Raw genomic sequence first — 20,838 nt, forward strand, 5'->3', positions numbered from 1 at the left:
CCGGCACACCGTCTCCGCGGCCGCGATGACCTGCACCGCGGCCCTGGCGGGCACGGTCACCTGCCTGCTGACCCGCTGACGGGCACGCACCTTTACGGAACGGGTGCGGGCGGCCACTGAGCCGCCCGCACCCGTTCCGGCTTTCCGCGCCCCGAACAGAGGCTCATGCGCCGGCGGGCGCCGCCTCATGGCGGTCGGCGACGGGCGGCCGCCAGCCGTGGGTGAGGATGTCGAAGAGCTGCTCGACGGCCGCCCCGCGGTCCGGCCGGTGCTGGGCCAGGGTGGGGACCTCCAGGACGAAGCGGGCCAGGGCGGTGCAGGCCAGGTCGTCGTGGGCCACGCCGTACTCGTCGGCGACGGCCGCGCCGAGGGTGTCGGTGTGCCGGGTCCACATGCGTTCGGCGTAGGCGCGCAGCGCCGGGGTGGTGGCGACCAGCCGGGAGAACTCCTCCGCCTGGGGATGCGCGGCGACGGGGAGCCAGGTGCTGAGCACGTGGGCGCGCAGGGCGTCGAGGACGCTCTGCCCCGCGGGCCGCTCGCGCACGGCCGCGACCAGTCCCGCGTCCGTGCTCTCCTCCTGGTCGAAGACGAGGGCCTCCTTGCCGGGGAAGTGCTTGAAGACCGTGGCGGTCGACACGTCCGCGGTCTCGGCGATGTCCTTGATGCTCACCTGGTCGTAGCCGCGCTCCAGGAAGAGCCGGAGGGCGGCGTCGGCGATCGCCTGGCGCGTGGCGGCCTTCTTGCGCTCGCGGCGGCTGACAACGGGCTCGGTCATGCCGTGACCCTACCCGAAGGTGCCACGTGACAAACAGTTGTCACATTCTACTTTCCTTCATACTCTACTTTTCGAGTCAGGCGACCCGCGTGTTCCCCGGAGCCCGCGGGCCTCGGGCCGCGCCGTGTCGCCGAGGCGTCGCGGCCGCCCGCCCCACCCCAGCGAAGGACACCCTCATGACATCCCCGCACCCCCGCCAGGCCCGGATCCACGTCATCGGCGCCGGGCCCGGCGGCCTGGCCTGCGCCCGGATCCTCCAGCGGCACGGCATCTCCGTGACCGTCCACGAGCGCGACACCGGGCCCGACGCGCGCGACCAGGGCGGCACTCTGGACCTGCGTGCCGACAACGGCCAGGTCGCGCTGCGCGAAGCCGGTCTGCTCGACGAGTTCTTCGCGCTGGCCCGCCCGGAGGGACAGGAGATGCGCCGCCTCGACCCGTCGGGCGCGCTCCTCTCGCACCAACTCCCCGCGCCCGGCGCGCTGTTCAAACCGGAGATCGACCGGGGCCGCCTGCGCGGGCTGCTCCTCGGCTCCCTGCGGCCCGGCACGGTGCGCTGGGGCCAGGGCCTCGACCGCGTCGGCGGGCCCGCCCGGGGGCCGCGCGTGCTGCACTTCACCGACGGCACCACCGCCGAGGCCGACCTGGTGATCGGGGCGGACGGCGCCTTCTCGCGCGTCCGCCCGGCCGTCTCGCCGGCGGTCCCCGCGTACAGCGGCGTCAGCTTCCTGGAGGCGTGGTTCACCGACGTGGAGGCCCGCCACCCCGGCATCGCCGACCTGGTCGGCCAGGGCGGGGCGCACGCCGCCGACGGCGAACGCGGCCTGTTCGCCCAGCGCAACGGCGGCGGCCACATCCGCGTCTACCTCGTCCAGCGCGTCCCCGCCGACTGGATCACCGCGAGCGGCCTGACGGCCGAGGACACCGGCGCCCTCCGCGCCCGCCTCCGAAAGAGCTACGCCCACTGGTCGCCCCGCATGCGGCGGATGATCACGGACAACGACGGGCCTTACGTCGACCGCCCGATCTTCGCCCTGCCCGCGCCGCACACCTGGGCGCACGACCCGACGGTCACCCTGCTCGGCGACGCCGCCCACCTCATGCCGCCGCTGGGCGTCGGCGTCAACCTCGCCCTGCTCGACGCCAGCGACCTCGCCCTGGCGCTCGCGGGCGCCGCGACCGTCGACGACGCCCTCCACGCCTACGAGAGGACCATGCTGCCCCGCTCCGCCCGCACCGCCCGCGCCCTCGAAGGCGCCGCGGAGCACCTGCTGGCCGCCGACTGAGGTACGCGGCCGGTCCAGGCGGCCCCCGCGTAGGCCCCGTACGCGCAGCAGGTCAGGGCGACCGGGTGTCCCGGGGAAGAACGGCAGGTGGGCTTCATCACTGCCTCGTCGGTACGGGGGCGCTGCCCGCGGGGCCTCGCCCGCGGCGGTCGGGGGCCCCGGCCCGCCGGCCGCGCCGTGGCGGTCCCCGGGCGCACCCGCCCATTCCGCTCGCCCGTTTTCCCCGGCACAAGCACTGGTCACAGGCGTGAGGGGAGCACAGAGCGCATTCCGCTCGCGCCTGTCAGCCGCCCGTACGACCCACGCGGCCCACCCGGGCGCGCGCACGCGTTTCCGGCAGGGCGGGGCGCCGACGGCGAGCCGGTTCCGCTCCGCCGCCTCCGAGCCGCCGCGTGAGAGCGAACCCCATCGGGGAAGAAGTAGCGGCGATCGAAGGAGGCTGCCATGAACGGCGATGTGCTGGGCTTGGGGGATGTCCTGGCGGAGGCGGAAGAGGCCTCGCCGGTGGAGTCCGTCGATGTCGTGGCGCGAAACCTGCAGAAGCGGTTCGGGGCGGACCATGTGTCGTTCCTCCTCGTCGACCTGATCGGTGAGGAGCTGGTACGGCTCACCACGGCCGACGGGCCGGAGAGTGGGCACGACATGGAGCGCATGGCCCTGCGGGGCAGCGTGTACGAGAAGGTTCTGCGGTCCCAGCGGCCGCACGTCGAGCCGGACGGGAGGGGCGGCAAGCTCGTCGTCGCGCCGGTCACCAACCGCGGTGACTGCGTCGGCGTGCTTGAGGCGACGCTGCCGCTCGCCGACGACTCCGTCCTGCGCCAAGTGGAGGACGCCGCCCACGCGTTGGCGTACATCATCGTCACCGACCGGCGCTTCACCGACCTGTACCACCGGGCCCGGCGCACCACGACCACCAGTCTGGCCGCCGAGATCCAGCACCACCTGCTGCCGTCCGCGGCGTGCTGCGAGGGAGCGGAGTTCTCCGTCGCGGGCGGGCTCGTACCGGCCGACGACATCGGCGGCGACACCTACGACTACACCCTGGACCGCGAGGTCCTCCACCTGTCCATAACGGACGCCATGGGCCACGACACCGAGTCCGCGCTGCTCGCCACGCTGCTGCTCGGCGCGCTGCGCGGCGCCCGGCGGGCCGGGTGCGACATCGCGGACCAGGCCCACAGCGCGCACCGGGCCCTCCTCGACCACAAACGGGGCCTTGCCACAGGGCAGTTGCTGCGTGTCACCCTGGACGACGGCCGTGTCGAGCTGATCAACGCCGGCCATCCGAGACCGCTGCTCTTGCGCGACGGTGTCGTGGAGGAGCTGCCCCTGCGGCCCAATCTGCCCTTCGGCGTGGCCTCCCCCACGCCCGTCGTCTACCAGGTGCAGGAGCTGGAGCTGCTTCCGGGCGACCGGCTGCTCCTGCTCACCGACGGCATGCAGGAGCGGGCGGCCGCCGACGTGGACCTGCCCGCGCTCGTCCGCGAGACGCGGCACCTGCATCCGCGGGAGGCCGTCCGGGTCCTGGTCACCGCCGTCCGTGACGCCTGCGGCGGGCACCTCCAGGACGACGCGACGGTGCTGTGCCTGGACTGGCACGGGGCGCGGAACGCCGACCGGCACGTCGCCGTCAGGGACGGCGACCGGGGTCCCGCGCCGTCCCAGCCGGGAGACGCCGGCCCCGCCTAGGCCGTCGCCTCAGCGGCGCCGGGCCCTTTGATCTGCGGCGATCTTCGAACGGAAGGCTTACGACCGCTTGGAGCGGGAACGCGGAGGTCACCACCCCCGAAGTCCGGGGCAGTGTCGGAAGGAGTTGTCGTGTCGTTCCTCTGGGCCATCATCGCGGGGCTCATCGTCGGCCTGCTGGCGAAGCTGGTCGTTCCGGGGCGTCAGCCCATTCCCCTGTGGCTGACGGTCCTCCTGGGCATCGTCGGCGCCGTCGGGGGCAACGCGCTCGCGAGCGCCTTCGGTGTACGCGACACCGGCGGCATCGACTGGATCCGCCACGTCCTCCAGATCGGCATCGCGGCGGTCCTCATCGCCCTCGTCACGCCCATGTGGGCCCGACGACGCGCCTGACCCGCAGGAGGGCGGCGGGAGCCCCGATTCCCGCAGAACGGCTGGGGCAGCCAGGTACAGCGAGCGCTGTGTCTGACTGCCCCAGCCGTCCGTCGTGCGGGGCCGGTTCCCGGACGGTGCCTGCGGCTAGCGCGGCCTCACCGGGCCGCGGGCCGGCCGCCGGGCCGCGCCCCGGTCACCGGTCCCCGGGCCCGTCGGCGGCGACCACCGCGGCCTGTCCGCCCGTCAGCCGCACCAGCTCCGCGAACGTCGTACGGAAGACCGCGTGCGCGGCCCCCGCGCCCGCCCACACGTGCGGGTGCCCGGCCAGGGCGGCGTCGACGAGCGTGCGCACCGGGCGGGGGTGGCCCACGGGCGCCACTCCCCCGACCTCCTGGCCCGTGACCGCGAGGACGAAGGCGGGGTCGGCCCGGCGGATCCTGCCGCGTCCCACGCCCAGGAGCCCGGCGAGCAGGCGGGTGTCCACCCGGTGGGCGCCGCTGGTGAGGACGAGCAGCGGCGCGCCGCCGACGGCGAAGACGAGGCTGTTGGCGACCGCCCCCACCGCCCACCCGAGCCGGGCCGCCGCGGCCGCGGCCGTGGGAGCGGGGCCGTCGAGCTCCACGACCTCTCCGGCGGCACCGCTCGCGCGCAGCGCCGCGCGGACCCGGTCCACCCTCGCGGCGGGCCCGTCCGCCGCGAGGGTGGCGAGGTCCTCGCCGCTCACCGGTCCTGGTCCCGCCACTCGGTGGCGAGGACCGCCCACACCTGCGCGTCGTGGCGCTCGCCGCCGTACGGCCACGCCTCGCGCCGCACGCCCTCCAGGGTCATGCCGAGGCGCTTGGCCGCCGCTGCGCTGCGGTCGTTGTCGGCCCGGCAGTGCCACTCGGCCCGGTGCAGCCCCCGGGTCGTGAACGCCCAGTCCAGCAGCGCGTGGCAGGCGCGCGTGACCAGGCCGCGGCCCTCGGCGGACGGCTCCAGCCAGCAGCCGACCTCGCAGGAACCGGCGTCGGCGTCGAACGCGGTGAACATCACCCCGCCCACCAGGGCCCCCTCCCGCCAGATGCCGTAGAGGCGCGCGCCGTCGGCCGCCTGCCGCTCGGCGTAGCGCCGGAGCGTGGCCCGCGCGCCGTCGACGCCGTCGGTGACGAACGCGGCGCCGACCCACGGCCTGATGTGCTCGCGCGCCCGGTCCAGATGCGCGGCGAACTCCTCGGCGTGGCTGACCTCCAGCGGCCCCAGACGCGCGCCGTCGCGCAGCTCCAGCGAGAACATGTCGACCCCCTGTTCACATAACAAGCGTTACGGCAATGTACCGTGGCCGCATGCCACGCACCAAGGGAGATCACGAGGCCCGGCGGCGTGCCGTCTCGGAGGCGGTGTGGCAGGTCATGGCGGCCCGCGGCTTCGCCGGTCTGACGCTGCGCGCCGTCGCCACCGAGCTGGGCGCGACCACCGGCCTGCTCACGCACTACTTCCCCACCAAGCGCGCCCTGCTGGATTACGCGCTCGACCTGCTCGAACAGCGCACCCTGGCCCGCCCCCGGCGGCGCCCCGGCACCGGTCTGGCCGGCCTGCGGGACGCGCTGCTCGACATCCTGCCGCTGACCCCCGAGGCCACCGACCGGAACCGGATCTGGGTCTCCTCCTGGGACGCCGCGCTCTGCGACCCCGCGCTGAGCGCCGAGTACGCCCGCAAGTACGCCGCGAGCCGCGACCGGCTGAGGGAGCGGGTGGCCGCGGCCCAGGAGCTGGGCGAACTGCCCCCCGGCGACCCCGGTTCCGTCGCGGCCGCGGCACAGTCCTTCGTGCTCGGCCTGGTGGTGCAGGCGCTGTTCGCCCCGGCGGAGTTCCCGCCGGGGCGGCAGGTGGAGCTCCTGGACGGCTACCTGGACGGACTGGCCGCCGGGTCCGGTCCCGGGGCCGCTCCCCGGCACGCCCCCGAGCCCGGGCCGGGGGCTCCCGGGCCCGAGCGGTGAGTACCGGCGGCGTGCGCGGCGGCGCGTGAGCGCCACACCGGTTTCCTGGCGTTCGCATTCGTTGCGCCATCTTCACAAGGACGCGCTCATCGGGGGCGGCGGGGCGGGCACACGTCCTGAAGCCGTCAGCCGAAAGGGAGTTCGGCGTGCTTGTGGTAGCCATCCTGCTGTTGCCCGTGCTGGGGTTGCTCCTGTTCGCGATGGACCGCCTGGAGGACAGCCTCCTCAGGCCCACCGCGGCACGTCATGCGGGGCCCCGGCGACATCTGCGTCTGATCCCCGGGGGGAGGTCCGGGTCGGACGCCCGCCGCGGCCACCGCTCCCGGCGCGAGGACGCCGCGGCGCGGGAGGCGGCCTGACGCACCGGGCCGGTGCCACCGGTGATGTTTGCGGCTGCACAACTCTTCGTCCTCGGCGATAGTGAAGCGGAGTGGGGGTACCCGCCGCACGACGGCGCGCACCACGACGCGCGCCCCGAGGAAGAAGGCCACCACCATGAGCACTCGTACACGCGCGACCCGCACGGCCCGTACCCCGGTACAGCAGGCGGCGCTCCTCGTCGCGCTGGTATTCCTGCTGGTGGGGGTACTGGGGTTCATCCCCGGGGTCACCACGGACTACGACAGCATGAAGTTCGCCTCCCACGACTCCGGCGCCGAACTCCTGGGGATCTTCCAGATCTCCGTCCTGCACAACCTGGTCCACCTCGCGTTCGGTGTCGCGGGCCTCGCCCTCGCCCGCACCGCCTCCACCGCCCGGACGTTCCTGCTGGTGGGAGGCGCCATCTACCTGGTGCTCTGGCTGTACGGGCTGCTCGTCGACCACCACAGCAGCGCCAACTTCGTCCCGCTGAACAACGCTGACGACTGGCTGCACTTCGCCCTCGGCATCGGCATGATCGCGCTGGGCGCGCTGCTCACCCGCCGTTCCACCAGGACCGGCCTGGGCCGGTGACGGCCGTGCCCTCGACCGTCGGGAGCCGGACCGTGAGCACGAGGGAGCAGGTGCGGTAGGTCAACGCCGCTGATCCGGGCCGGGCGGGCCCGCGCCGGGGGCGTCACCCACGGGCCGCCCGGCCCGCGCCCGCGTTCACCCGAACGGCGGTATCCCCCGCCCCGGGTCCGGGCTCCCGAAGGCGCGTGACCGGGCGCCCCGGCGGTGCGGTGGCGCGACCCCACCGGTGTGCCAAGCCTGCGTGGGGCGCCCCCGCGCATGACGCGGACTGGACGCGTCCAAGGGGGGTACTCCGCTCACCCGATCCCCCACTCCCCACAGGAGGAACGATCGTGACCTTCAACCCGCTGGAGCAACGAGGCATCCCGCTGGACCGCCAGCTCCGCAACTGGCGCGAGCTCGACGTCAGGCCGATCGACCCCGACCACTGCGATCCGTACACGCGCTGCCGGATCATCACCATGAACGGGATCGAGGTGGAGGCGATCCTCTTCAGCCACCAGCTCGCGCGCAACACGGTCGACCCGGAGGTCAAGCGCCGGCTCGCCCGCGTCCGCTACATCGAGGCGCAGCAGCAGAAGGTGGTCAACTGGCTGCTGCCCGGCGTCTCGTCGGTCCTGGAGACGACGATCGCCTACGAGCAGGTCGCCGTGGACCTCACCGCGTGGGTGGCGCGCATGGAGCCGGACCCGTACCTGAAGCAGGCGTACCAGTTCGGCGTCCTGGAGGACTTCGACCACCTGTACCGGTACGCGAACCTGTACGAGATGATCGAGCACCGCAAGGCGGAGTCGATCGTGGACGGGCTCACCGAGGTCATCCCGGGCCGCCCGACCAAGTTCCACCACCGCGACCCGGTGGACAACGTGCGCGACCCGTACGCCAAGGACGAGACGAACCCGCTCTCCAAGCTGCACGCCCTGACGATCATGTCGGCCGAGCAGCAGACCATGAACTTCTACATGAACGTCGGCCCCACCTACATGGAGCCGATCGCCCGCCAGCTCTACCAGGAGATCGGGCTCATCGAGGAGGAGCACGTCACGCACTACGAGTCCCTGGTGGACCCGGGTGAGACCTGGTGGGAGCAGCTCGTCAACCACGAGTACAACGAGTGCTACCTCTACTACTCGTTCATGGAGCAGGAGAGCGACCCCCGGGTGAAGGCCGTCTGGGAGCTGCACCTGAACATGGAGCTGGAACACCTGCACCAGGCCTGCGACCTGATGCGCCGTCACGACGGGCGCGAGCCGGAGTCGGTGCTGGCCCCGGAGCTGCCCAACGTGCTGACCTTCGAGCCCAACAAGGCCTACGTGCGCGAACTGCTCGACACGCAGATCGACCTCACCACGCTGGGCGCGGGCTACGTCCGCGAGGCCCACGAGCGCTTCGAGAAGATGCAGGAGGAGATCCACGGCGGCGAGGAGCCGCCCAGCGAGCGGGTCATGGCGGAACACGACGCCATGTTCGGCCGCGAGTACCGCGTGCAGACCGAGGGTGAGCACCCCGACCCCGCGCTGCGGGAGAAGTAGGAGGCTGCCGACATGGCCGAGCTCACGACCCCGCAGGCCGGTGACGACCACGTCCAGGACACCGACGTGGTGTCCCTGCTGATGCGCCAGCACGGCGACATCCGCAACCTCTTCGACGAGGTCGAGGCGTCCGTCGGCGACGAGCGCCGGGACGCCTTCCGGCGCCTGGTGCGGCTGCTCGCCGTGCACGAGACCGCCGAGGAGGAGGTCGTCCACCCCTTCGCCCGCCGGGGGCTCGCAGGCGGCGAGCAGGTCGTCGAGGACCGGCTCGCCGAGGAGAAGGCCGCCAAGGAGACCCTCGCGGCCCTCGACGACGTGGACACCGACGACCCGAAGTTCATGCCGCAGCTCCTCGCGCTGCGCGCGGACGTGCAGGAGCACGCCCGGGCCGAGGAGCGCTACGAGTTCACCCACATCCGCCGCAGCACCGACGTCACGAACCTGGCCGCGATGGCCAAGGCGGTCAAGGCCGCCGAGGCCATGGCGCCCACCCGGCCCCACCCCGGGGTGGAGTCGGGCGCGGCCAACATGACGCTCGGTCCCGTCGCGGCGCTGATGGACCGGACGAAGGACGCCGTCCGCCGGGCCATGGGCAAGGACGGCTGAGCGGGCACACCCGTCATGAGCGGCGGCCCGGCGGGAGAACCCTCCCGCCGGGCCGTCGCGCGCGTCCCCCGCGCCGGCGGCCGCGCGGCCCCCTCACGCGGCGGCGGCCGGGGACCGGCCCGTGCCGTACGGCGCGCCGCGGGCACGGCGGCGGCGCGCGCGGCCCGTGGCGACGTACCAGCCCGTGGCGATGACGGTGGCGAGGGCGGCCTCGACGAGGTCGCCGCCGTAGTACATGAGCTGGGCCCCGGTGTGCAGGTCGCCGGCGGCGTAGGCGGTGCCCGGCGGCGGCGTGGCGTACAGGCTCTTGGCGAGGACGGCGTGGGCCCAGCCCGCGGCCAGCAGCGTGGCGCCGCGCCGCAGCGGGCCCCGGCGCCGCCGCACCGGGTCGAGCTGGCAGACGGCGAAGGTGAAGAGCAGCCCGGCGGCCAGGACGTGCGCGTGCACGAGGGCGCCGAGCAGCGGGTGGTGCGCGGCCTGCGCCGACAGCGGGGTGCGGTACAGCAGCCACAGGCCCCCGATGTCCAGGACCGCGGCCAGGGGCGGGAAGAGCAGTACGCCGACGGGCCGGGAGTGCGCCACGGCCAGCAGGGCGCGGCGGGCGGGGGAGCCGCCGGGCAGGGCGCGCAGGACGAGCGTGAGGGGGCGGCCCAGGACGAGGAGCAGCGGCGCGGCCATGGCGACCGTGAGGTGCTGGGCCATGTGGGCGGTGAACGGCCCGCCGGGCAGGGTGCCGGTGAGGGCGAGGGCCAGGGCGGCGCAGCCGGCGGTGAAGCACAGGTCCCGGTGGCGGGGCCAGGCGTCGCCGCGCCCGCGCAGCCGGGCGGCCGCCGTCGGATAGGCCAGGGCGGCCAGCAGCGCGACCGAGGCGACGACGGCCCCGAAGACGCCGGTGCCGCCGTGACCGGCGTGCGCGGGGGCCTGGGCGAGGGCGTGGGTGTGGGCGTGTGCGCAGGCGTCCGGGTGGGCGAGCGTGAGGATCATGCCGTCGGCCGGTCCGGGTTCCCGTACGGGTCACGGTCCGGCCCCTGGTCCCGGTCGCGGCGCCCGGCCCGTACGGCCAGGGCGGCACCGGCGAGGAGCAGGACGAGGCCGCCGGTGTTCCACGCCACGTCGTAGCCCGTGATGTCGACGCCGTAGCGGACCTGGTGCAGGCGCAGCAGCTTGTGGTCGACGATCCCGTCGAAGAGCTGGAAGGCGCCGAGGCCGAGGAGGAAGCCGGCCACGCCGTGGGCGGGGGCCAGGGCGCGGCGGCGGCGCAGGTCGGCGTAGAGGAAGAACCCGGCGACCAGGCCGAGCAGTTCGGCGGTGTGCAGCAGGCCGTCGGAGAGCAGGGCGACGCCCCGGGTGGAGCGGTCGTAGAAGTGGTGCCAGTGCAGGATCTGGTGGAAGACCACCTCGTCGAGGGCGGCCATCAGGGCCGCGCCGATGAGCGCGCAGACGGCCAGGGACCGCCTCGGGAGCGGGCTGTCGGCGGTGGGGGCGGGGCGGGCCGGTTCGCTGCTCATCGGCGGCTGGTCTCCCTCTCGTCGCGGGCGGCTGTCGTCGGGCGCGCGCCTGCGCCCGGGGCGCGCCCCCGGGGGTCGGCACGCGTCCCCCGGGGGCGCGCCCGGCTGTCGGCACGTGTACCCCGGGCGCGCCCCGGTCGTCGGCCCCGCGCCCCATACGGGGGGCGGGCCGCAGCCGCGCGGGTAGCGGCGGCGCCGGGCGGGCGGGGGGAACCCGGTGCAGGGGTACCCGTGGCGGCATGAGCAAACGTGCACTGTGGCAAGGACTCGCGGCCGGGGCGGTCGGCGTGGCGGTGATGACGCTGGGCGAGAAGGCGGAGCAGCGTCTGACCGGGCGGCCCGACTCCCATGTGCCCGCGCGCACCCTGGAGCGCCTGACGGGCCTGCCCGAGCGGCCGGGCGGCCGGCAGCCGCGGGCGGTGAACTGGGCGATGCACTACGGGCAGGGCGTGCTGCTCGGGGTGCTGCGGTCGGTGATGGCGCACGCGGGGCTGCGCGGTCCTGTGGCGTCGGCGAAGTTCACCGTGGTGCGGCTGACCAACGACCAGATCCTGGAGAACGCCACCGGCGTCGGCGCGCCGCCGCAGACCTGGCCGCGCGCGGAACTGGCGGTGGACCTGCTGCACAAGGCGGTCTACGCCTTCGCCACCGGCGCCGTCGCGGACGCCCTCGCCGCCCGCTCCGGCCCCGGCCCCGGACAGCGGCACGCGGCCGCCCGTCCCGGCCGCCGCACCGGCGTGGGACCGCTGCCCCGCCGCGAGGCGTACGGACGGTGAGTGAGGGGTCGTCACCCGGTGGCCGGGGAGCGGCCGGTGCGGCCCCGTGCGTGCGGCGGCCTTCGGAAGGCAGGCGGTGGAAGGCGCCTGGCACGCGGCGGGAGGCGCGCGGGCCGACGGAAAGCGCCTGGCAGGCGGCGGAAGGCGCGCGGGACTGCGGAAGGCGGCGGGAGGCGCGCGGCGGGCGGTCCTACCGGCTCGGCCTCAGCGCGGCGGGGCCTCCTCCGGGCCCGGCACGCGCACGACGAGGACGGCGACGTCGTCGTCGTTGTCGGGCGGCCGGGCGCGCTCCAGGAGGACGTCGGTGAAGGTTTCGAGGGAGTGCCCGGCGAGGGCCGCGGCGTGCCCGCGGAGCCGCTCCAGGCCGTCGTCGATGGGGTTGCGGGGCGACTCGACGAGCCCGTCCGTGTACAGCACCAGCGTCGACAGCGGCGGCAGCGTGACGGTGGCGTCGGCGCGGCGGCTTTCGGCGTGGGTGCCCAGCAGGATGCCCTGTCCGCCGCCGAGGTAGCGGGCCGTGCCGTCGGGCGTGACCAGGAGGGGCGGCGGGTGCCCGGCGTTCGTCCACCGCAGCTCCCAGCCCTCGTCGGGCCGGGGTGTCAGGTGGCCGAGGACCATGGTGGCGATGCCGACGTCCGTGATGTGCGGCAGGGCCTGGTCGAACCGGGTGACGACGCCGCTGGGCGGGCCCGCCTGCGACCAGGCGTAGGCCCGCAGGATGTTGCGGAGCTGGGCCATGTCGGCCGCGGCGTCCAGGTCGTGTCCGGCGACGTCCCCGATGACCAGGGCGAGGGCCTGGTCCGGCAGGCGGAAGACGTCGTACCAGTCGCCGCCCACCTGGGAGGCGTGCGGCGCGGCCAGGTAGCGGGCCGTCATGCGCAGGCCGGGCACCCGGGGCAGCTGCGGCAGCAGATGGCGCTGCATGGTCTCGGCGACCTTGCGCTGCCGCTGGTAGAGGCGGGCGTTCTCCAGCGCGAGACCGGCCCGGCGGGTGATGTCCTCCAGGAGCGGGATCTCGGCCACGGTGAAGGGCTCGGGCCGCTTCGACCGGCCGAGCGTGAGGGCGCCGAGCACCTCGCGCAGACTGCTGATGGGCGCGACGACCGCGGAGTGCATGCCGGTGACGTCGAAGAGCCTGCGCTGCTCGACGGCGACGTCGGAGTCCGGCGGGCCCTGGTACGTCAGCGGGGTCGCCAGCGTCGAGCCCGCGCCGCGCAGCGCGCGGGACAGGGGCAGCGGCGAGGTCTCCGGCACCGGCAGCATGGCCCCCTGGAGGTCCTCCCTGCGCGTGATCCGTCCGCCCTCGCCGCAGGCGACCAGGGCGCGCTGCACCTCGCCGCTGTCGGTCATCAAGTCGATCACGACCCAGTCCGCCAGCAGGGGGACGACGAGGCGGACGAGCCGGTCCAGGGCCTCGTTGATGTCCAGGGTGGCGGTGAGCTGCGTGGTGGTCTCGGCGAGCAGGGCCAGGCGCTCCAGTTCGGTGAGCCCTCCCCCCTGGTAGTCCGCCACCAGCAGCGGAACGCCGGTGGGTTCGTTCGGGTGGAACACCGCCAGCGCCCCGGTGTCGTGCGGGGTGAGCCGCAGCGGCACCACCAGCCACGACACGGTCAGCAGCGAGCCGTCGCCGCGTGCGAAGTAGCCCACGTCCCGCTGGCACGCCCGGCTCGTGACGAAGGCCTCCATCATCGGGCACCGGCTGCGGGGCAGGGCCATCCCGTTGGCCTGCCGGTGCAGCAGGTCGTGCGCGTCCCGGCCGAGCATGTCCGCCGCACGGCGGCCGAGGAGGGCCTCGGCCTGCGTGTTCACGGCGAGGACGGCGCCGTCGGCGTCCACCGCGTAGGCGCCGGCGCCGAGGCGGTCCAGGGTCCTGCTCAGCAGGCGCCGTACCGTGCCGGAGCGCTCCTGGCCGCCGGTCGGATCGGACGGAACGTGCATGCCTGTGCCTCCACGCCTCGTAGCGGCCCCGCGCTCGCTGCCCGGCCACCGGGACGGGCGCCGGCGGCGGGAGCGCCCGCGCGGGCGTCGCCCCCGTGCCGAGGACGGCTGGGCAACCACAGAAATGTACAGGGCCGGAACGAGTCTGCCGCGTGCCGCGGAGGCGCGTACGGCGGCCGGGTCCGCGCGGCGCCACCGTGTGGCACCCCGCCGCGGGCGGACGTACGTTGCCCGGAGGCGGTCCTCGTCGCCGGTCCGCCGGGAGCCGGGCGCCACCGGCACGGCGCCGGGCGGCGCGAGGGTTGGTCCCGTGCGGCGGGGGCACCCGGGATGTCCAGGAGCCAGGGGGACGACAGGAGGTAGTTGTGGCCGTTCGCCACCGACTGATCAAGAGCCCGCCGGCCGACGTCTGGGCCGTGCTGGCCGACGGCAACCGGTACGCCGAGTGGGTCGTGGGGACCGCGTCGTCCCGGCCCGTGCACGGCCGGTGGCCGCACAAGGACGCGGCCATCGCCTACGAGGTGCGCCTCGGCCCCCTCCGGCTCTCCAGCGAGACGGTCGTGCGCCGCTGCGAGGAGGGCTCCGTCCTGGAGCTGGAGGCCAAGGCCGGTCCACTCGGCACGGCGCGCATCGCCATAGAGCTGCGCCCGTGGGGCGACCACTGCCTGGTGGTCTTCGACGAGCACCCGCTGCAGGGCGCGGGCGGGCGGCTGCACAACGCCGGGTTCGAGGCGCTGATCCAGCTGCGCCACCGTGCGATGCTCGGCCGCCTCGCCCGGCTGTGCGAGCACGACGCGCGGGACGGGCGGTCCGCCGGGGACGCCGCGGGCGCCGGTGCCGCCACCGGCCACGGGAGGGGACCGGCCCATGCCTGACGCCGTGGTCGTCGGCGCGGGCCCCAACGGGCTCGTGGCCGCCAACCTGCTGGCCGACGCCGGGTGGAGCGTACGGGTGCTTGAGGCCCAGCCGGAGCCCGGGGGCGCCGTGCGCCACGACAGCGGCGTCGACCCCGACTTCGTCAGCGACCTCTTCAGCTCCTTCTACCCGCTGGCCGCCGCCTCGCCGGTGCTGGCCCGGCTGCGCCTGGAGGACTACGGGCTGCGCTGGTCCCACGCCCCCGCCGTCCTGGCGCACCCCCTCACCGACGGGCGCTGCGCCGTGCTCGACCGGAACGTCGCCACGACCGCCGCGTCGCTCGACGCCTTCGCGCCGGGCGACGGGGCCGCCTGGATCCGGCTGCACGACGTGTGGCAGGACCTGCGCTCCGCCCTCATCGACGCCCTGTTCACGCCCTTCCCGCCGGTGCGCGCCGGCTCCCGGCTGGCCCTGAAGCTGCGGGCGGGCGGCGGGCTTCGCATGGCGCGCTCCCTGGTGCTGCCGGTGCGCCGCCTGGGCGAGGAGGAGTTCCGCGCGGAGGGCGGGCGGCTGCTCCTGGCCGGCAACGCGCTGCACGCCGACCTCGCGCCCGAGGCGGCCGGCAGCGGCGGCTACGGCTGGCTCATGTCGATGCTCGGGCAGAGCTACGGCTTCCCCGTGCCGGTCGGCGGCTCCGGCGCCCTGACCCAGGCGCTGATCGGGCGCCTGAACGCCCGCGGCGGCAGCGTGCACTGCGGGCAGCGGGTGGAGCGGATCGTCGTACGGAACGGGCGGGCGGTGGGCGTGCGCACGGCGGCCGGGGACGCGGTGCCCGCCCGGCGCGCGGTGCTCGCGGACGTGTCGGTGCCCGCCCTGTACGGGGAGCTGGTCGAGCCGGAGCACCTGCCCGGGCAGGTCCTGGAGGACCTGCGCCGCTTCCAGTGGGACTTCGCGACGTTCAAGGTGGACTGGGCGCTCGACGGTCCGGTGCCCTGGCAGGCGGAGCAGGCCGCCCGCGCCGGCACCGTCCACCTGGCCGACGGTGTGGACGAGCTGACCCGGTTCGCCGCCCAGATCTCCATGGGCCGGATCCCGGACCGCCCCTTCCTGCTGTTCGGCCAGATGACCACCTCCGACGCGTCCCGCTCCCCGCGGGGCACCGAGTCCGCCTGGGCGTACACCCACGTGCCGCACCAGGTCCGCGGGGACGCCGCCGACGACGGCCTCACCGGCGCCTGGGACGCCAAGGAGCAGGAGCTGATGGCCGAGCGGGTCGAGCGCCAGGTCGAGCGGTTCGCGCCGGGCTTCCGGAACCTGGTCCGCGCCCGGCGGATCCTGGCGCCGCCGACGCTGCAGTCCATGGACGCCAACCTCGCCGGGGGCGCCATCAACGGCGGTACGACCGCCCTCCACCAGCAGCTCTTCTTCCGGCCGCTGCCGGGCACGGGACGCCCCGAGACGCCCGTGGCGGGGCTGTACCTGGCGTCCTCGGGCGCGCACCCCGGCGGCGGCGTGCACGGCGCGCCCGGCGCCAACGCCGCGCGGGCCGCGCTCCGCCGCCGCCGCTTCCCCGCCCTGGCCGGTACGCAGCGGCTCCTCGCCCGCCGCGACCGCACGGGCCGCAAGCTGTAGGGGGAACTCATGGACACCGGTCCGCTGCGCGGCCGGACGGTCGTGGTGACGGGGGCCGCCCGCGGGATCGGCGCGGCCCTCGCGCACGAGCTGGCGCGGCGGGGCGCGCACGTCGCCCTGCTCGGCCACGAGCGGGAGGGCCTGGAGGCCACGGCCGCCGCCCTGCCGGGCCCCTCCCTGGCCGTCGAGGCCGACGTCACCGACCTCGGCGCCCTGCGGGCCGCGGCGCGGGAGGTGCGCGAGCGCCTGGCTCCCCCGTCCGCCGTGGTCGCCAACGCCGGGATCGCGGCGGGCGGCCCCTTCCTGGCCAGCGACCCGGAGGGCTGGCGGCGTGTGCTCGACGTGAACGTCGTGGGCAGCGCCCACACGGCCCGCGCCTTCCTTCCCGACCTGCTCGCCACGTCGGGCTACTTCCTCCAGATCGCCTCGGTGGCCGCGTTCGGCGGCGCCCCGCTGCTCAGCGCCTACTCCGTGTCCAAGGCCGGGGTGGAGGCCTTCGCGCACACGCTGCGGGCCGAGACGGCGCACCGGGGCGTCGCGGTGGGCATCGCCTACCTCAACTGGGTGGACACCGCCATGCTGGGCGGCGTCGAGGAGCACGGCGCGCTGCGCGGCCTGCGGGCGAGCATGCCGCCGCCCGCGCGCGGGTCCACGGGCGCGGGCACCGTGGCGGCGCGCCTCGCGCGGGCCGTGGAGCGGCGCCGCACCGCGGTGTACGTGCCGGGCTGGCTGCGGCTCGTGCAGCCGGTGCGGGCGGCGCTGCCCCCGGTGGTGCTGCGGGTGGCCCGGCGGCGCGTGCCCCGCATCGAGGCGGCAGCGCCGTTCCGGGACACGGGCCCGCTCGGGGCCGGGGGGCGCGCGGACGAGCCGGGAGCGGACCGGTGGTGACCTCCCGCCGGTCGGCGCCCGGCGCCGTACGTGCCGGTCCAGAGGGGCGTACCGGCTCGCGTGCGTCTCGCCGCGGGGGCGGACCCTCGGGACCACGGAGGTCTACGCCGGGCGCGGGGAGACCGTCGACGTCGGCGGCATCCGCGACGTGGCGAGGGTGAGCAGCAGGAGCAGCCCGCCGAAGGTGAGGTAGGGCACCGCGTCCGGGAGCCGTTCGAGCAGCAGGCCCGCGAGCGCCGAGCCGAGCGGGGGCGCCGCGAGCAGCAGCAGCGCGATGCCGCTGTGCACACGGCCCTGCAAGGTGTCGGGGGTGCGCACGACCTGGGCGTACGTCATGACGGAGCCGGACGCGGCGACGGCGGTCGCGCACACGGCGAGCAGCGGGGCGAGGGCGGCCGGGGCCGCGCTGAGCGCCATCGGCGGCACCACGAGCGAGCACACCGCGCCGCTCGCCAGGAGCACGGTGCGGTACGGGACCCGGTCGACGAGGCGCGGCGCGAGCAGCGCCCCGGCCAGCGCCCCGGCGGCCCAGCAGTCGTAGAGGAGGCCGATGGTGAGGCTGGAGGTGCCGTGCTCCCGGCTGACCACGACGACGGTGAGGGCGATGCCGTCGACGGCGAAGGCCTGTGCGGAGGCGACGAGGGTGAGGCGGCGCAGCACCTGGTCGCGCCAGAGGAAGCGGACGCCGTCGCGGAACGCCGCCCACCAGCGCGGGCCTGCCCGTTCGGCGGCGTCGAGCGGGGTGCGCAGGGCGTGCACGGTGGCCGCGGAGACCAGGAACGAGGCGGCGTTCAGCCAGAACGGCAGGCTCCGCTCGACGGTGAACAGGGCGCCGCCCGCGAGCGGCCCGAGCAGCGCGGCGAGCTGTCCGCGCACCCGGGTGACGGCGAGCGCGGTGGCGAGCCGGTCGGCCGGGACGAGCTTGGGCAGCGAGGCGAGCCCGGCCGTGCTGAACGGTGCGGTGAGCAGCCCGAGCAGCACCCCGGCGCCGAAGAGGACCGGCAGGGTGGTGTGGCCGAGGGCGACGGCGGCCGCGAAGGCGGCGCTGACGGCCACGCGGCCGTACTCGCACCACAGCATGAGGGCGCGCCGGTCGCAGCGGTCGGCGAGGGTGCCCGCCGCCAGGCACGCCACGGCGACGGCGCCCGTCCACACGGCCTCCACCAGGCCCACCCGCAGCGGTGACCCGGTCTCGGCGAGGACGAGGAGGGGCAGGGTGAGCGCGGCGGCGCCGGTGCCGAGCGCGGACAGGCCCTGCCCCCACAGCAGGAGCTGGAAGTCGCGGTTGCGCAGCAGGCGGTGGCGCGTCTTCGGGGTTCCGGTGGTGGTCACGGGGCCGTGGTCAGGAAGGGCAGCGCGTGTGCTGTGTCGCCGGTGTGCGCGGCGTGGGCGGCGAGCAGGACGCCCGCGGTGCCGGTGGCGAGGTCCATCGACAGGCGCAGCCGGCCGTCGAGGGCGAACGCGGGGCGCCTCCGGTGGCGCACGGCGTGCAGGGCGAGGGACCGCAGGTGCGGCGCGGTGGGCGCGCCGAGGTGGGCGCAGGCGAGCAGGACGCCCGCCTGGCCGGACAACAGGCCCGCGTTCAGCAGCAGTTCGGTGTCGAGGCCGTCCCGGACGCGGTCGCGGACCCCGGCCAGGTGCGGGTCGTCGCGCACGCGCAGGTACGCGTCGAGGGCGAGGCCGATGCCCGCGCTGCCGTGGCCGAGGCCGGTGTCCCAGCGCGGTCCGCTGCGCGCCTGGAGGCGGTTCCCCCGGGGGACGCCCAGGCGGCCGAGGTCCCGGGCCAGGGCCGTTTCGGCGTGCCGCAGCCAGGAGGGGTCGCCCGTGGCCGTGTACAGGCGGGTGAGGAACAGGGCCGGGCCGGACCAGCCGTGCAGCAGGCCGGGGGTGCCCGGGTCGGCGCCGAGCCGGTGGACCAGTTCGCGGCCGAGGGCGACCGCCCGGCCGGTGCCGCTTTCCCGCCCGCCGTCCGCGGCGTCGAAGTGCAGCAGGGTGAGGCCGATGCCGGCGAGGCCGCCGAAGAGCCCGGAGCCGCAGCGGCGCAGGTCGAACGCGTCGAGCCGGTCCAGGGCCGCGCGGGCCTCGGCGCGCAGGCCGAGTTCGTCGAGGACGTACGCGACACCGGCCACGCCGTCGTACAGGCCGGGGCGCGGCCACCGGGTGCGGCGGGCGGCGCGGACGAGCCAGGCGGTGTGCTCCGCGAAGCCGGGGTGGCCGGCGCGGCCCGTGCGGTGCAGGGCGTGCAGCACCCCGGCCGCGCCGTACGCGAACGCGGCGCCCTGGTGGTCGAACTGCCGCACGTCGCCCGGGAAGAGCCGGTCCTCCCGGTCGGGTGTCGCACTGGCGGTGATCGCGTCGCGCAGGCCGTCGAGGAGGGCGTCCCGGTCGCCGTCCTCACCCCAGCCGGGCGCCTGCGCCGCGTCCGGTGTCCCCGCGTGCGGCGTGTCGTCGTACGCCACTCCTGTGTGCGGCGGGTACGACGTGTCCCCTGTGTACGGCGGCTCCGCGTTGGGCGGGGGTGTGAGGCGGCGCAGCAGTGCGGGGGCGAAGTCGTCGGAGACGGGGAAGCGGCGCGCGGCCGCCGCGACGAGCTGGCGGTGCTTGCCCGGGTCGCCGGGGTCGTGCGAGCCGCCGGGCGCGAACCGCAGGAGTTCCGTCAGCGGCAGGTACAGCGCGAGCCGGACGCAGGCCAGGGCGTACGCGTCGGCGGCGAGGCCCGTGGGGGCCCAGGGGGCGCTGAACCCCTCGGTGGCCAGGGCGGGCCGGGCACCGGTCTCGTGGACGTCGTGGGCGGTCTCGAAGTCCACGAGGCACACCGAGCCGTCGGGGCGGACCATGACGTTGCCGGGCTTGAGGTCGCCGAACACGACGCCGCGCGCGTGCAGCGCGGCCAGGGCCTCCTCGACGCGCGTGTACGTGGTGTGCGCCCACGCGGCGTAGGCGGCGACCTCGTCCTCGGTGGGGCCGGGGCGCAGCAGCGGGTGGCGGCGGCCGACGGCCTCGTGCAGCGGCTCGCCCTCGACGAACTCCTGGACGAGGAAGTGGTGTTCCCAGTGGCGCAGGCGCCCGTACGCCTTCGGGGCGCGGCCGCCGAGGCCGTCAAGGCGCTCCAGCGTCGCGTGTTCGCGGACGAGCCGGGCCACGGCGTCGGCGCCGTGCAGGTCGAGGCCGGCGTGCGGGCGGGCCTCGCGCAGGACGACCGTGCGGCCCGTGTCCCGTTCCACCGCGCGGTAGACCCCGCCGCCGTTGCTGAACCGGAGCACCTTCTCCACGCGGAAGGGGAACTCGCCCGCGCGTTCGGCCCGGGCGGCGTCGATCTGCTCCTGGACGAACGCCGGGACCTCCACCCAGTCGGGCACCTGGAAGGAGGCGCCGCGCGTGTCCGGGACGAGCGTGCCGTCGGGCCGCTCCACCGCGGCCACGTACGCGCCCTGGGGCGAGAAGCAGTAGCGCTCCTCGAAGGCGCCGTAGCGCACGAACAGCGGTCCCGCGCCCCAGCGCAGGTCGTTGAGGACGTAGGGCCCCTCGACGCCGTGCAGGAGCGTGGACAGCTCCTTGAGGGTGAGGTCGAGCACGGTCTCGTCGGCCGGGTAGAGGGTGACGAGCTTGCCGCCGGAGGAGCGGGGCGCGGGCTTGCCGTCGACCTGGTGGAGGATGGCCGTGCCGCGCAGGAACTTGAACGCGATGCGGTGGGCGACGCAGTACTCCCAGACGGTGTCGACGACCCGCTCGGCGTCGGCCAGGGTCGCCGAGGCGTGCACCTTCCAGCCCTGCCGGGGCAGTCGGGCGCCGGTGGGGCGGAGGTTGACCCAGGTGCCCCGGTCGAGGCGGTCCCAGCCGTCCGGCGCGGGGGCGCGGGTGCGGGCGAACCACGTGGTCGCGTCGTCGAGGTGCTCCGGCCCGTCGGCGAACAGCGGGGCCGTGGCCGGGGCGGCGCCCGGCGGGGTGGCGTCCGGATGGCTCATGGGGCGTTGCGCTTCCTTCCGTGCCCGGGGTCGGGCGGTCGCGGCCAGGGCATCGCCGTCGGCCGCCCGACCCCTCATCTCAGTGG

At 75.7% G+C, this 20,838-nt stretch carries 20 protein-coding genes; 12 read left to right on the forward strand and 8 right to left on the reverse strand.

The window, feature by feature from the left end; translation table 11 throughout:
• Nucleotides 1-163: 163 nt before the first annotated feature.
• Entirely contained in the window at nt 164-775 is a 612-nt protein-coding gene (locus QK440_RS21695; protein ID WP_282794829.1) for a TetR/AcrR family transcriptional regulator, read from the reverse strand.
• 176 nt (nt 776-951) lie between these two features.
• On the opposite strand from QK440_RS21695, the gene QK440_RS21700 reads away from it, so the two are divergent.
• From QK440_RS21700 to QK440_RS21710, 3 genes are all read left to right on the forward strand, one after another.
• Nucleotides 952-2,061 carry an FAD-dependent monooxygenase gene (locus QK440_RS21700; RefSeq protein ID WP_282794830.1) on the forward strand — a complete coding sequence of 370 codons (1,110 nt, stop codon included), beginning with the start codon at nt 952-954 and terminating at the stop codon, nt 2,059-2,061.
• A 444-nt stretch (nt 2,062-2,505) separates the two neighbouring features.
• On the forward strand, nt 2,506-3,750 hold the full coding sequence (locus tag QK440_RS21705; RefSeq protein ID WP_282794831.1) for a PP2C family protein-serine/threonine phosphatase: 1,245 nt from the start codon (nt 2,506-2,508) through the stop codon (nt 3,748-3,750).
• Between the two features lie 129 nt (nt 3,751-3,879).
• Complete coding sequence (locus QK440_RS21710) at nt 3,880-4,140, forward strand: GlsB/YeaQ/YmgE family stress response membrane protein (RefSeq protein WP_190135813.1); 261 nt, start codon at nt 3,880-3,882, stop codon at nt 4,138-4,140.
• Between the two features lie 175 nt (nt 4,141-4,315).
• Here QK440_RS21710 and QK440_RS21715 read toward each other — a convergent pair whose 3' ends face one another.
• Both QK440_RS21715 and QK440_RS21720 read right to left on the reverse strand, forming a co-directional pair.
• Nucleotides 4,316-4,846, reverse strand: coding sequence for a YbaK/EbsC family protein (locus QK440_RS21715; protein WP_282794832.1), 531 nt, complete (start codon nt 4,844-4,846; stop codon nt 4,316-4,318).
• On the reverse strand, nt 4,843-5,394 hold the full coding sequence (locus QK440_RS21720; RefSeq protein ID WP_282794833.1) for a GNAT family protein: 552 nt from the start codon (nt 5,392-5,394) through the stop codon (nt 4,843-4,845). The genes QK440_RS21715 and QK440_RS21720 overlap by 4 nt, the downstream gene beginning before the upstream one ends.
• A 50-nt stretch (nt 5,395-5,444) precedes the next feature.
• On the opposite strand from QK440_RS21720, the gene QK440_RS21725 reads away from it, so the two are divergent.
• The 5 genes from QK440_RS21725 to QK440_RS21745 all read left to right on the forward strand — a co-directional run bounded on the left by QK440_RS21725 (nt 5,445) and on the right by QK440_RS21745 (nt 9,190).
• Nucleotides 5,445-6,098, forward strand: a complete 654-nt coding sequence (locus QK440_RS21725; protein ID WP_282794834.1) for a TetR/AcrR family transcriptional regulator — start codon at nt 5,445-5,447, stop codon at nt 6,096-6,098.
• Between the two features lie 146 nt (nt 6,099-6,244).
• Nucleotides 6,245-6,457 (forward strand): hypothetical protein, encoded by a 213-nt coding sequence (locus tag QK440_RS21730; RefSeq protein WP_282794835.1) that lies wholly within the window; start codon nt 6,245-6,247, stop codon nt 6,455-6,457.
• Nucleotides 6,458-6,593: 136 nt separating this feature from the next.
• Nucleotides 6,594-7,052 carry a DUF4383 domain-containing protein gene (locus QK440_RS21735; RefSeq protein ID WP_282794836.1) on the forward strand — a complete coding sequence of 153 codons (459 nt, stop codon included), beginning with the start codon at nt 6,594-6,596 and terminating at the stop codon, nt 7,050-7,052.
• A 332-nt stretch (nt 7,053-7,384) separates the two neighbouring features.
• Nucleotides 7,385-8,584 carry a hypothetical protein gene (locus QK440_RS21740; protein ID WP_282794837.1) on the forward strand — a complete coding sequence of 400 codons (1,200 nt, stop codon included), beginning with the start codon at nt 7,385-7,387 and terminating at the stop codon, nt 8,582-8,584.
• A gap of 12 nt (nt 8,585-8,596) precedes the next feature.
• Nucleotides 8,597-9,190: a hemerythrin domain-containing protein gene (locus QK440_RS21745; protein ID WP_282794838.1), complete on the forward strand. Its 594-nt coding sequence runs from the start codon at nt 8,597-8,599 to the stop codon at nt 9,188-9,190.
• A 93-nt stretch (nt 9,191-9,283) separates the two neighbouring features.
• Here QK440_RS21745 and QK440_RS21750 read toward each other — a convergent pair whose 3' ends face one another.
• A complete protein-coding gene (locus QK440_RS21750; protein ID WP_282794839.1) occupies nt 9,284-10,174 on the reverse strand; it encodes a cytochrome c oxidase assembly protein in 891 nt (296 codons plus the stop codon).
• Nucleotides 10,171-10,698 carry a DUF2243 domain-containing protein gene (locus tag QK440_RS21755; protein ID WP_282794840.1) on the reverse strand — a complete coding sequence of 176 codons (528 nt, stop codon included), beginning with the start codon at nt 10,696-10,698 and terminating at the stop codon, nt 10,171-10,173. The genes QK440_RS21750 and QK440_RS21755 overlap by 4 nt, the downstream gene beginning before the upstream one ends.
• Before the next feature lie 239 nt (nt 10,699-10,937).
• On the opposite strand from QK440_RS21755, the gene QK440_RS21760 reads away from it, so the two are divergent.
• Nucleotides 10,938-11,474, forward strand: coding sequence for a hypothetical protein (locus QK440_RS21760; RefSeq protein ID WP_282794841.1), 537 nt, complete (start codon nt 10,938-10,940; stop codon nt 11,472-11,474).
• Nucleotides 11,475-11,678: 204 nt separating this feature from the next.
• On the opposite strand, the gene QK440_RS21765 is transcribed toward QK440_RS21760, so the two are convergent.
• Complete coding sequence (locus QK440_RS21765; protein WP_282794842.1) at nt 11,679-13,412, reverse strand: SpoIIE family protein phosphatase; 1,734 nt, start codon at nt 13,410-13,412, stop codon at nt 11,679-11,681.
• Between the two features lie 365 nt (nt 13,413-13,777).
• On the opposite strand from QK440_RS21765, the gene QK440_RS21770 reads away from it, so the two are divergent.
• The 3 genes from QK440_RS21770 to QK440_RS21780 are packed head-to-tail and all read left to right on the forward strand — an operon-like array spanning nt 13,778 to nt 16,787.
• Nucleotides 13,778-14,287, forward strand: a complete 510-nt coding sequence (locus QK440_RS21770) for an SRPBCC family protein (protein WP_282794843.1) — start codon at nt 13,778-13,780, stop codon at nt 14,285-14,287.
• The gene (locus tag QK440_RS21775; RefSeq protein WP_282794844.1) at nt 14,280-15,899 is read left to right on the forward strand and encodes an NAD(P)/FAD-dependent oxidoreductase; all 1,620 of its coding nucleotides are present in this window, start codon (nt 14,280-14,282) and stop codon (nt 15,897-15,899) included. The genes QK440_RS21770 and QK440_RS21775 overlap by 8 nt, the downstream gene beginning before the upstream one ends.
• Nucleotides 15,900-15,908: 9 nt before the next feature.
• A complete protein-coding gene (locus QK440_RS21780) occupies nt 15,909-16,787 on the forward strand; it encodes an SDR family oxidoreductase (RefSeq protein ID WP_282794845.1) in 879 nt (292 codons plus the stop codon).
• Between the two features lie 102 nt (nt 16,788-16,889).
• Here QK440_RS21780 and QK440_RS21785 read toward each other — a convergent pair whose 3' ends face one another.
• Together QK440_RS21785 and lanKC are read right to left on the reverse strand one after the other, a co-directional pair.
• The gene (locus QK440_RS21785) at nt 16,890-18,119 is read right to left on the reverse strand and encodes an MFS transporter (protein WP_282794846.1); all 1,230 of its coding nucleotides are present in this window, start codon (nt 18,117-18,119) and stop codon (nt 16,890-16,892) included.
• A complete protein-coding gene (lanKC, locus tag QK440_RS21790) occupies nt 18,116-20,752 on the reverse strand; it encodes a class III lanthionine synthetase LanKC (protein ID WP_282794847.1) in 2,637 nt (878 codons plus the stop codon). The genes QK440_RS21785 and lanKC overlap by 4 nt, the downstream gene beginning before the upstream one ends.
• Nucleotides 20,753-20,838 lie beyond the last annotated feature (86 nt).

It is taken from the genome of Streptomyces sp. CC224B, from assembly GCF_030010595.1.
Lineage (GTDB): Bacteria > Actinomycetota > Actinomycetes > Streptomycetales > Streptomycetaceae > Streptomyces > Streptomyces longispororuber.

Bases quoted from the DNA above. Each gene is read 5' to 3' on its own strand.
- QK440_RS21695 (WP_282794829.1), bottom strand. From the start codon at position 775: ATGACCGAGCCCGTTGTCAGCCGCCGCGAGCGCAAGAAGGCCGCCACG.
- QK440_RS21700 (WP_282794830.1), top strand. From the start codon at position 952: ATGACATCCCCGCACCCCCGCCAGGCCCGGATCCACGTCATCGGCGCC.
- QK440_RS21705 (WP_282794831.1), top strand. From the start codon at position 2,506: ATGAACGGCGATGTGCTGGGCTTGGGGGATGTCCTGGCGGAGGCGGAA.
- QK440_RS21720 (WP_282794833.1), bottom strand. From the start codon at position 5,394: ATGTTCTCGCTGGAGCTGCGCGACGGCGCGCGTCTGGGGCCGCTGGAG.
- QK440_RS21725 (WP_282794834.1), top strand. From the start codon at position 5,445: ATGCCACGCACCAAGGGAGATCACGAGGCCCGGCGGCGTGCCGTCTCG.
- QK440_RS21735 (WP_282794836.1), top strand. From the start codon at position 6,594: ATGAGCACTCGTACACGCGCGACCCGCACGGCCCGTACCCCGGTACAG.
- QK440_RS21745 (WP_282794838.1), top strand. From the start codon at position 8,597: ATGGCCGAGCTCACGACCCCGCAGGCCGGTGACGACCACGTCCAGGAC.
- QK440_RS21750 (WP_282794839.1), bottom strand. From the start codon at position 10,174: ATGATCCTCACGCTCGCCCACCCGGACGCCTGCGCACACGCCCACACC.
- QK440_RS21755 (WP_282794840.1), bottom strand. From the start codon at position 10,698: ATGAGCAGCGAACCGGCCCGCCCCGCCCCCACCGCCGACAGCCCGCTC.
- QK440_RS21760 (WP_282794841.1), top strand. From the start codon at position 10,938: ATGAGCAAACGTGCACTGTGGCAAGGACTCGCGGCCGGGGCGGTCGGC.
- QK440_RS21765 (WP_282794842.1), bottom strand. From the start codon at position 13,412: ATGCACGTTCCGTCCGATCCGACCGGCGGCCAGGAGCGCTCCGGCACG.
- QK440_RS21775 (WP_282794844.1), top strand. From the start codon at position 14,280: ATGCCTGACGCCGTGGTCGTCGGCGCGGGCCCCAACGGGCTCGTGGCC.
- QK440_RS21780 (WP_282794845.1), top strand. From the start codon at position 15,909: ATGGACACCGGTCCGCTGCGCGGCCGGACGGTCGTGGTGACGGGGGCC.
- lanKC (WP_282794847.1), bottom strand. From the start codon at position 20,752: ATGAGCCATCCGGACGCCACCCCGCCGGGCGCCGCCCCGGCCACGGCC.